Genomic DNA, 9365 nt, shown 5'->3' with positions numbered 1-9365 from the left:
CCCCCGCTTGAGCCCGCCCCCACCCAGCCGGCCTCAGCCCTCGCCTCGGTCCGTTCCTCTCGGTCCGTTCCTCTCGGCCCGTTCCTCTCGACCCGCCTCAGCCCACCTCGGCCCGCAGTCCGCCGCCCAGTCCCACGGCCCTGCCGGCCGGCCCCGGCCTCAGCCCGATGCCCGGCCCCACGCCTCGACCCGGACGCCCACTCCCAGTCCCGGTGCCCGCTCTGCAGCCCGCTCCCAGCCCCGGCGCCCGCTCCCGAGCCCGGTTCCGGCCCGAGCCCCGCCCTCAGCCCCGATACCGGCCCGGCGCTGCGGTTTCTCAGCCGTCCCGCCGTGCCGGAAGCCTCAGTGGCCCGGCGCCCGGGTCTCCCCCAGGCAGCCCCGGAGCGCGCGGATCAGTGCCTGCGCCCGGGGGTCGGCTGTCACGTTGTTCTGCAGACCATTCGTCACATAGCCGAAGCCGATACCCGCCTCCGGGTCCGCGAAAGCCAGGGAGCCGCCGCGGCCCGGGTGGCCGAAGGAGCCGGGGGACAGCAGCGGGCAGGCAGGGCCGTGGAGCATGTAGCCGAGTCCGAAGCGGGTGTCGACGACCAGGACGCGGTCCGGGCCGGCGGCCTCCTCCGTGCGGGCCTGGGTCAGCGTCGCCGGCACGAACAGCCTGCGGCCGTCCGCCACGGGACCGATCAGGGCCGCGTAGAAGCGGGAGAGCGCCCGCGCGGTGGCGATGCCGCCGGACGCGGGGAGCCCGGCGGCACGGTAGGCCGGGTCGTTCTCGTCCGGCAGCGGGTCGACGACTGCGAAGGCGCGCCGTGTCAGGGAGTCCGGGTCGTCGTAGGCATCGGTGACGGATCGCTTCGGTCGGACGCGCGGCCCCGCCCCAGCGGGCCGCACGGGGGCCCGGACCTCCGCGACGCGTCCCACCCGGCCCTGCTCCCCGGCCGGCAGCCCCAGCCACAGTTCCAGGCCGAGAGGGGCGGCGATCTCCTCGGCGATCCAGCGTCCTATCGGACGTCCGCCGACGCGGCGGACCAGCTCCGCGAGCAGCCAGCTGTACGTCATGGCGTGGTAGCCGTGCGCCGTTCCGGGCTCCCAGGCGGGTGCCTGGGCGGCCAGCGCCTCCGGTCCGCTCACGCCGTCGAGCGCCTGCGCGGGGGTGAGCGGGGTGTCCAGTACGGGTACTCCGGCACGGTGGTTGAGCAGATGCCGTACGAGCACCCGTTCCTTTCCAGCGGCCTTGAACTCGGGCCAGTAGGTGCCGAGCGGCGCGTCCAGGTCGAGCTGTCCGCGCTGCTGCAGCAGGAGCGGTACGGCGGCGGCGACACCCTTGGTGACGGACCGCACGATCTGCGCGGTGCCCGCGGTCCAGGGCTCGGTTCCGTACGGGTCGGCCGTACCCGCCCAGAGGTCGACGACCTTCTGTCCGTCCCGGTGCACGGCGACGGCCGCCCCGCGCTCGCCGCGCTCCTCGAAGTTGCGGACGAAGGCGTCCCGGACCGGCTCGAAACCGTCCGCCACCGTGCCGTGGACGTCCACCACTGTGCTCTGTCTCCCGTTGCCCGTTCCGTCACCGGCCATCCATAGTGCCTGGTATGCCGCGCCGGCCGGTCGGCGGGTCCGGTGACGGGGCCGGTGCCCTGGCGGCGGCAGGTCCCGGGGGCGGGCGGAACGGGCCCGGTGGGCCCGGTGCCGGGTCTCCAGTGCCCCGGCGGGCACCGTTTACTCGTAGAGGCGCTGCGTCCGGTGCGCTCCCCCTGCTCGCAGGGTTCGGGGAAGTGCCGGGGCCACGGCAGGGCGGAGACTGCCCGCCTGCTCTAGCGCGTCGGCACGGTCACCGAGGACGGGTCGAAGCCGAAGGGCAGCTCCAGCCGGTGGGCGCGCATCAACTCCTCGTCCGCCAGGAGTTCCTGGGTCCGGCCGTCGGCGGCGATGACTCCGCCGCTGAGCACGACGGAGCGCGGGCAGAGCTCCAGGGCGTACGGCAGGTCGTGGGTGACCATGAGCACGGTCACCTCCAGGGACCTCAGCACATCGGCGAGTTCACGGCGCGAGGCCGGGTCGAGGTTGGACGAGGGTTCGTCCAGGACGAGGATCTCCGGCTCCATGGCCAGGACGGTGGCGACGGCGACGCGGCGGCGCTGGCCGAACGACAGATGGTGCGGCGGCCGGTCCGCGTAGCCGGCCATTCCGACCCGTTCCAGGGCGCGGACGACCGTCTTCTCCAGCTCCTCGCCGCGCAGTCCGGCGGCGGCCGGGCCGAAGGCGACGTCCTCGCGGACGGTGGGCATGAAGAGCTGGTCGTCCGGGTCCTGGAAGACGATGCCGACACGGCGGCGGACCTCGGCCAGGTTCTTCCTGACGACGGGCAGCCCGGCCACCCGTACGGTGCCGGCGCCCGTCCCCGCGTCGGCCCCGAGGATGCCGTTGAGGTGGAGGACGAGGGTGGTCTTGCCGGCGCCGTTGGGGCCGAGCAGGGCGACGCGCTCGCCGCGTCCGACGGTCAGGTCGACACCGAAGAGGGCCTGGTGGCCGTCGGGGTAGGCGTAGGCGAGGCCGGCGATCTCCAGCGAGGGGACGCCGTCCGGGCCGGGGGCGGCGGAGGAGGCCGAGTCGGAGGGGACTGGGGCCGGGGCGGGAGTCACGGGGTCACGGGGTCCATTTCATGAGGCGGAGCGGCGGACGCGCGGCACCGGAAAAGGCTGCCGACGCGGGAACGGGGCAGCTGCGGAGGGTGGCGGAGTCCGGATTGGGGATGGGTGCCGTTACGGGCATGGATGCCGGTGCGGGCATGGATGCCGGTGCGGGCACGGGTGCGGGCACGGGGACGCGCGCAGCCACGGGGACGCATGCGGGCGCCACGGCACGGCCCGTCACAGGGACCACCCCGTCAGGCACACGGCGAGCGCGGCGGCGGGCAGTGCGGCGGCGCGGGCCCACTGCGAGCGGGTGGCGGTCACCTCGTCGATCACGGGCATCGTGCCGGTGTATCCCCGGCTGACCATCGCGAGGTGGACCCGTTCGCCGCGCTCGTAGGAGCGGATGAACAGGGCACCGGCGGACTTCGCCAGCACGCCCCAGTGACGGACGCCGCGTGCCTCGAAGCCGCGGGAGAGCCGGGCGATCCGCATCCGGCGCATCTCGTCGGTGATCACGTCGCCGTAGCGGATCATGAAGGAGGCGATCTGGACGAGCATCGGCGGCATCCGCAGCCGCTGCAGTCCGAGGAGCAGTTCGCGCAGTTCGGTGGTGGAGGCGAGCAGCACGGAGGCCGCGACCCCGAGCGTCCCCTTGACCAGGATGTTCCAGGCGCCCCAGAGCCCGGAGACGGAGAGCGACAGGCCGAGCACCTCGGTGCGCTCCCCCTCGGCGACGAACGGCATCAGGACGGCGAAGGCGACGAACGGCACCTCGACCAGCATCCGCTTCAGCAGGAAACCGGCCGGGACGCGAGCCACCGCCGCGGTCGCCGCCAGCAGCAGGGCGTACGCGCCGAACGCCCAGAAGACCTCACGGGGAGTGGCCACCACGGCGAGGACGAAGCCGAAGGCCGCGGCGATCTTGCAGTGCGGCGGCAGCCGGTGCACGGCCGAGTGGCCGTGCCGGTAGAGCCTGTGGGCGTGGCCCGCTCCCATGGCTAACGCTCGCCCTGGGCGGCGGCGGGACGGGCGTCCTCCGGGCGGGCATTTTCCGGGCGGGCACTTTCGGGACGGGCATCCTCGGGGTGGGCTTCCTCCGGGCCGGCGCCCTGCCCGTCGGCGCCCCGCCCGTCGGCGCCCTGCCCGTCGGTGCCCTGCGGGCGGCGGCGTACGAGCCAGAAAAGGCCCGTGCCGAGGGCCAGGGTGGCACCGACTCCGACGACGCCCGCGAGCCCGCCGGAGAGCCGGGGGTCACCGATGTCGCGGGTCTGGTAGTCGGCGAGCGGGGAGTCTTTGGCCGCGTGGTCCTCGACGGTCTTGTCGATGCCGTGGTCGGCGGCGACCTTCTCCAGACCGTCGGGGCTGGCCGAGGCGTAGTAGCTGACGACCCCGGCGAGCAGCAGGGCGGTCAGGACGCCTGTGATCCACAGCAGCCGGGTGCGCGGGGCCTGGGGACGGGTGGCGGACATCAGGCGGTCGCCTCCTTGCTGTCGTTGCTCCGGCCGGTGTCGCCGGAGTCGGGGGTGCCGCCGGAACCGGGAGTGCTGCCGGTGCCCGGGACGGAGCCAGAGGTGGCAGTGGCCGTGGCCGCCCGGGCCGTGGCCGCCGGGGCAGTGGCCGCCCGGGCCGTGGCCGCCGGGGCGGCGGTGCTGCCGGTGGTGCTGCCGGTCGGGCGCGGGCGGGCCGGCGCGGAGGCAGGGCCGGTGGTGAGGAGACGCGGCTGCTGTACGAGGCCCCGGGCCCCGTACACGAGGTCGGGCCGGACGGCGATGACCGCACCGATGGTCAGGGCGGTGATGACGCCCTCACCGATGCCGATGAGCGTGTGGACGCCCAGCATGGCCGCGAAGACCTTGCCGATCGCCACGTCGGCGGTGCCCCCGAGGGCGTAGAGGCCGGTGAAGGCGGCCGCGGCGGCCGGCACGGAGAGGAACGCGGCCAGGAAGGAGGCAGCGGTGACGGAGGCGCGGGCCCGGGGCAGCAGCCGCACCAGGCCGCGGAAGACGGCGTAGGCGACGGGCACGCCCACCACGGCCATGGTGGTGATGTTGACGCCCAGCGCGGTGAGGCCGCCGTCGGCGAAGAGGACCGCCTGCATGAGCAGGACCACGGAGATGCACAGGACACCGGTGTAGGGCCCGACGAGTATGGCGGCGAGCGCCCCGCCGAGCAGATGGCCGCTGGTACCGGCCGCCACGGGGAAGTTGAGCATCTGGACGGCGAAGACGAAGGCGGCGACGAGCCCGGCCAGGGGCGCGGTGCGCTCGTCGAGTTCGCGCCGGGCACCGCGCAGGCCGACCGCCACCGCGGCCGCTGCGACGGCTCCGGTGGCCACGGACACGGGTGCGTCGAAGAACCCGTCGGGGACGTGCATGGTGTGGCTCCGCTCTGCTGACTGGGCCGGCCTGCCTGTTCGACCTCTCAAGAGTAATGGGCACTTGCACATCGTTTGCAAGAGCGCCCCGGTTTCCGATTCTCTCCGGCAACCGCTGACCGGAAACCGGCAACCGGCAACCGGCACGCGACAATCGGCGGCCCCACCCCGCGCTGCGTGCAAATGCGGGGCGGGGCCGCGCATGCCGAAGCCCCCGGTGGCGTCCGAACGGACGGCTGATGCCACCGGGGGCCGCACCGGCGCCGCGCCCCGTCCCCACGGGGCGGCGCCGTCCGGTCTCCCGGCTCCGCTGGGACCGGGACACCGGAGTACCGGGTGTCCGGGCGGCGGCCGGAGGGCCGGCCGCCGCACCGCGCCGCGGCCTAGCCGGCCCGGCCCGCTCCGGACGCCTGCTCGGCGCGCCGCTCGGCGCCATCGGCGTCACCGTCTGCGTCGACGTCACCGGACGCGGCGGCCGGTCCCGACGCGGCGGCCTCGTGCAGGTCCAGCTCACGCTGGAGTCCGTCGCCGTCCACATCGACGTTGGGCAGCACCCGGTCCAGGCTCCGCGGCAGCCACCAGGCCGCCTTGCCGAGCAGGCCCAGGACGGCCGGGACGATCGCCATCCGCACGATGAAGGCGTCGAACAGCACGGCGATCGCGAGCCCGAAGCCGATCATCTTGATCATCGAGTCGGAGGATCCGATGAAGCCGGCGAAGACGCTGATCATGATGACCGCGGCCGCGGTGACCACCCGGGCTCCGTGCCGGAAGCCGGTGACCACGGCCTCGTGCGGGCTCTCCCCGTGGACGTGGGCCTCACGCATCCGGGTCACGAGGAAGACCTCGTAGTCCATCGCCAGGCCGAAGACCACACCGACCATGAAGATCGGCATCATGCTCATGATCGGACCGGTCTCCTCGACGCCGAACAGCCCGCCGAGCCATCCCCACTGGAAGACGGCCACGACCGCGCCGAGCGCCGCCACGACGGACAGCAGGAAGCCGAGCGCCGCCTTGAGCGGGACGAGGAGGGACCGGAAGACGACCGTCAGCAGCAGGAAGGCGAGCCCGACGACCAGCGCCAGATAGGGCAGCAGGGCGTCGTTGAGCTTCTGCGAGACGTCGATGTTCATCGCGGTGGTGCCGGTGACCAGGGTCCGCGCGCCGGTGTCGGCCAGCAGGTCGCCGGCCTCCGCCCGGATGTCGGCGACGAGTTCCTCGGTCTCCGCACCGGTCGGCTCCGAGGCGGGGATGACGCTGAACATGGCCGTGTCCCCGGCCTTGTTGAACTGCGCCGGAGTGACGGTGGCGATGCCGTCCAGGCCGGAGACCCGGTCGGTCACGCGTTCCACCGCGGCCTTCGGGTCGTCGCTGCCGTCCGCGTCCACGACGACCACGAGCGGCCCGTTGAAGCCGGGGCCGAAGCCCTCGGAGAGCATGTCGTACGCCTTGCGCTGGGTCGTGCTCGTCGGCTGGCTGCCGTCGTCCGGCAGGCCGAGGCTCAGGTCCGTCGCCGGCACCGCCAGGGCGCCGAGTCCGACCACGCCGACGAGCAGGACGGCCGCCGGGCGCCGCAGGACGAACCGCGCCCAGCGGGTGCCCATGTTCGGCTTGGCCGGAGCACCGGCCGCGGGCTCACCGGGGGCGGGCTCACCGGACGTGCCCTTCTCGACGGCGCCCTTCCCGGAAGTGCCGTCCGCGGCCGCGCCGCTTCCCGCCGCCTTGCGGACCGCGCGGGCTCTGCGGCCCAGCACCCGGTCGCCCGCGAAGCCCAGCACGGCCGGGATCAGGGTGAGGGCGACGAGGACGGCGACGACGACCGTGCCGGCCGCCGCGAGGCCCATCTTGGTGAGCAGCGGGATGTTGACGACGGAGAGTCCGGCCAGGGCGATGACGACGGTCAGCCCGGCGAAGACGACCGCCGAGCCCGCGGTGCCGACGGCGCGGCCCGCGGCGTCCGCCGGCTCGCGGCCGTCCACCAGTTCGGCGCGGTAGCGGGAGACGATGAACAGCGCGTAGTCGATACCAACGGCCAGGCCGATCATCGTGGCGAGGATCGAGGTGGTGCTGGACAGGTCCAGCACACTGCCGAGCGCGGTGATGGTGCCGACTCCGACGCCGACCCCGATCAGGGCGGTGATCAGCGGCATCCCGGCCGCGATCAGCGAACCGAAGGTGATCGCGAGCACGATCGCGGAGACGACGACGCCGATGATCTCGCCGCTTCCGGTCTCCGGAATGGCCTGGAGGGCGTCGCCGCCGGTCTCCACCGTCAGGCCCTGTTCGCGGCCGTTCTCGGCGGCGGCCTGCAGTTCCTCGCGCGACTTCTCGGTCAGCTCGAAGGAATTGGCCTCGTAGGAGACCTGGCTGTAGGCGGTCGTGCCGTCCCGGCTGATGGCCTTGGCGCGGAAGGGGTCGGGTGCGCCGGCGACCTGTCCGCCGTCGGCCAGTTCGCCGACGACGTCCAGCACCGCCGCCTTGTTCTCCGGGTCCGTGATCTTCTCACCGTCGGGTGCGCGGAAGACGACACGGGCCGTGGCCCCGTCGGCGGCGGCGCCCGGGAAGCGCTCCTCCAGCACGTCGAAGGCACGCTGGGCCTCGGTGCCGGGGATCGAGAACGAGTTGCCGGCGGGGCCGGGCGCGGTCGCCGCGGCGACGCCGACACCGGCCAGCAGCGCCGTCCATATGAGCGTGGCGAGCCAGCGTCGCCGGAAGGCGAGCCGGCCGATGCGGTACAGGAAAGTGGCCACGAGGAGTGGTCTCCCGTCGGGTCGGATGGTCGTGAGAGGGATAGGGGTTGCGGATGTTCGTGGCGGTCCGGCGGGCGCGAAGTGCGCGGGAGGCCGGTGGTGGCCAGTAGTGGCCGGTGGCGGCGGCCAACGGGCGGACATCGGGCGGATATGCGGATATACGGCCTGCGGCAGGCGTGGCCCGCGCCGATCCGCACCGGCGGGAGCGGGGCGGGGCCCCGCCGGCTCCCCGCGCGTCCGCCGCACCGCTTGGGCCGCCGGGACGGGAAGGACGTTCGGGCAGTGCGGAGCGGGTCCCGGTGACCGCACGAGGCCGCACCGGGCCCGCCCGGTGGCGTTCGGCGGGCGCCGCGTGGCGGATGCTGCTTCCGTTGTGGGTTCTGTTGTGGGGTTCTGTTGTGGGGTTCTGTTGTGGGAAGTTCTGTTGTGGATTTCCGAGTTGTGGGCGATCCGTTGTCGGCGGTTCCGCGCCCGGGCGCCCCGGACCGGGCTACGCGCCGAGCGCGGGCAGGATCACGGAGTCGACGTAACCGACGAGGAAGTCCGTGTCGGCGTACACCCCCTCGACCAGGTAGCGGGTGATGACCCCCCCGATGAGCATGTGCGGCACATACGTCCGGGCCGGGCAGTCCGCGGCCAGCTCGCCCCGGTCCACGGCACGCTGGAGCATCTGGTCGAGCGCCTGGACCTCGGGCTCGATCAGCAGGTCACGCAGGGCCTGGTGGAGTCCGGCGTCCCGGTGCACGGCGTGGCCGAGGGCGCTCAGCAGCTCGGCGTCCCTGATGCACTGGCCCTCGTCCATCTGCCGGGCGACGGCCCGCAGGTCGCCGCGGAGCGATCCGGTGTCGAACCGCAGCAGGTTGACGGGGGCCTCGTGCCGGAGGGCGGAGACGACCAGTTCCGGTTTACCCCTCCACTGGCGGTAGAGGGTGGCCTTGCTGGACCTGGTGCGGCTCGCGACCGCGTCCATGGTCAGCGCCTCGTAGCCGACCTCGCGCAGCAGGTCGAGGACGGCACCGAACAGCTCGGCCTCACGCTCGGGGGTGAGCCGGGTGCGGCGTACGGGCTGCGCGGCCTCCTCGGTCGGCATCCGGACCTCCTTGGCGGAAAGCGGGCCGCGGGAAAACGGCCGTTGGGACAGCGGGGAAAGAAGCAGGACGGACCGGCCCCCCGTCCCCGCCCCGCCCCGCTTGAACGAAACGGTTTCGTACAGCAGATCCTAGAACCGCCCCGAACGAAACGACAACGTTTCGATGTGTGCCGCGCATCACGGCGCGGCCGGGCAGGCAGGGCGAGGACAGCGGCGACGGGGAGGGGCCCCTCGGCTCGGGGAGCGAGAAGGCCGAGGGGGTAGAGAAGGCCGCAGGGGTGGAGAAGGCCGCGGGGGTGGAGAAGGCCGAGGGGGTGAAGAAGGCCGAGGGGGTGAAGAAGGCCGAGGGCGCAGGCGTGCGGCGGCTGCGCCCCCGGCGGTGCCGCGACCGGCGCCCCCGCGGCCGGCAACGGACGGGCCGGCGGGAACACGGGCGGCGACGGCCGGACGCCGCAGCCGCCCCCGCTCTCCACCGGCAGGCACCACCCCGGGCTCCGGGCGGCCGCGACCCGCCCCGC

Annotated in this window: 7 protein-coding genes and 1 pseudogene; 1 reads left to right on the top strand and 7 read right to left on the bottom strand. The window is 73.9% G+C overall.

The genetic code is table 11. The features are described 5' to 3' along the window. Positions 1 to 342 precede the first annotated feature (342 nt). The 7 genes and pseudogenes from IF83_RS0129260 to IF83_RS0129230 all read right to left on the bottom strand — a co-directional run bounded on the left by IF83_RS0129260 (position 343) and on the right by IF83_RS0129230 (position 8847). Complete coding sequence (locus IF83_RS0129260; protein ID WP_051723529.1) at positions 343 to 1572, bottom strand: serine hydrolase domain-containing protein; 1230 nt, start codon at positions 1570 to 1572, stop codon at positions 343 to 345. Positions 1573 to 1808: 236 nt separating this feature from the next. Further along, positions 1809 to 2636, bottom strand: coding sequence for an energy-coupling factor ABC transporter ATP-binding protein (locus IF83_RS0129255; RefSeq protein WP_030549351.1), 828 nt, complete (start codon positions 2634 to 2636; stop codon positions 1809 to 1811). A gap of 228 nt (positions 2637 to 2864) precedes the next feature. Continuing rightward, a complete protein-coding gene (cbiQ, locus tag IF83_RS0129250; protein ID WP_030549349.1) occupies positions 2865 to 3626 on the bottom strand; it encodes a cobalt ECF transporter T component CbiQ in 762 nt (253 codons plus the stop codon). Between the two features lie 2 nt (positions 3627 to 3628). After that, positions 3629 to 4078, bottom strand: a pseudogene (locus tag IF83_RS34390) (PDGLE domain-containing protein); the annotation flags it as partial. A 20-nt stretch (positions 4079 to 4098) separates the two neighbouring features. After that, positions 4099 to 5004, bottom strand: a complete 906-nt coding sequence (locus tag IF83_RS0129240; RefSeq protein WP_078844008.1) for an energy-coupling factor ABC transporter permease — start codon at positions 5002 to 5004, stop codon at positions 4099 to 4101. Between the two features lie 383 nt (positions 5005 to 5387). Beyond that, the gene (locus tag IF83_RS0129235) at positions 5388 to 7757 is read right to left on the bottom strand and encodes an MMPL family transporter (protein WP_051723528.1); all 2370 of its coding nucleotides are present in this window, start codon (positions 7755 to 7757) and stop codon (positions 5388 to 5390) included. 490 nt (positions 7758 to 8247) lie between these two features. Continuing rightward, positions 8248 to 8847, bottom strand: coding sequence for a TetR/AcrR family transcriptional regulator (locus IF83_RS0129230; RefSeq protein ID WP_030549342.1), 600 nt, complete (start codon positions 8845 to 8847; stop codon positions 8248 to 8250). Between the two features lie 167 nt (positions 8848 to 9014). Here IF83_RS0129230 and IF83_RS33480 point away from each other — a divergent pair. Beyond that, positions 9015 to 9365, top strand: a 351-nt coding sequence (locus IF83_RS33480) for a hypothetical protein (protein WP_037681985.1), incomplete at its 3' end; no start/stop codon positions are given.

The organism is Streptomyces albus subsp. albus (assembly GCF_000719865.1).
Lineage (GTDB): Bacteria > Actinomycetota > Actinomycetes > Streptomycetales > Streptomycetaceae > Streptomyces > Streptomyces albus_E.
The sequence above is the reverse complement of the archived record's forward strand: the minus strand, read 5'-3'. Positions and strand labels throughout refer to the sequence as shown.

Bases quoted from the DNA above. Each gene is read 5' to 3' on its own strand.
- IF83_RS0129240 (WP_078844008.1), bottom strand. From the start codon at position 5,004: ATGCACGTCCCCGACGGGTTCTTCGACGCACCCGTGTCCGTGGCCACC.
- cbiQ (WP_030549349.1), bottom strand. From the start codon at position 3,626: ATGGGAGCGGGCCACGCCCACAGGCTCTACCGGCACGGCCACTCGGCC.
- IF83_RS0129230 (WP_030549342.1), bottom strand. From the start codon at position 8,847: ATGCCGACCGAGGAGGCCGCGCAGCCCGTACGCCGCACCCGGCTCACC.
- IF83_RS0129260 (WP_051723529.1), bottom strand. From the start codon at position 1,572: ATGGCCGGTGACGGAACGGGCAACGGGAGACAGAGCACAGTGGTGGAC.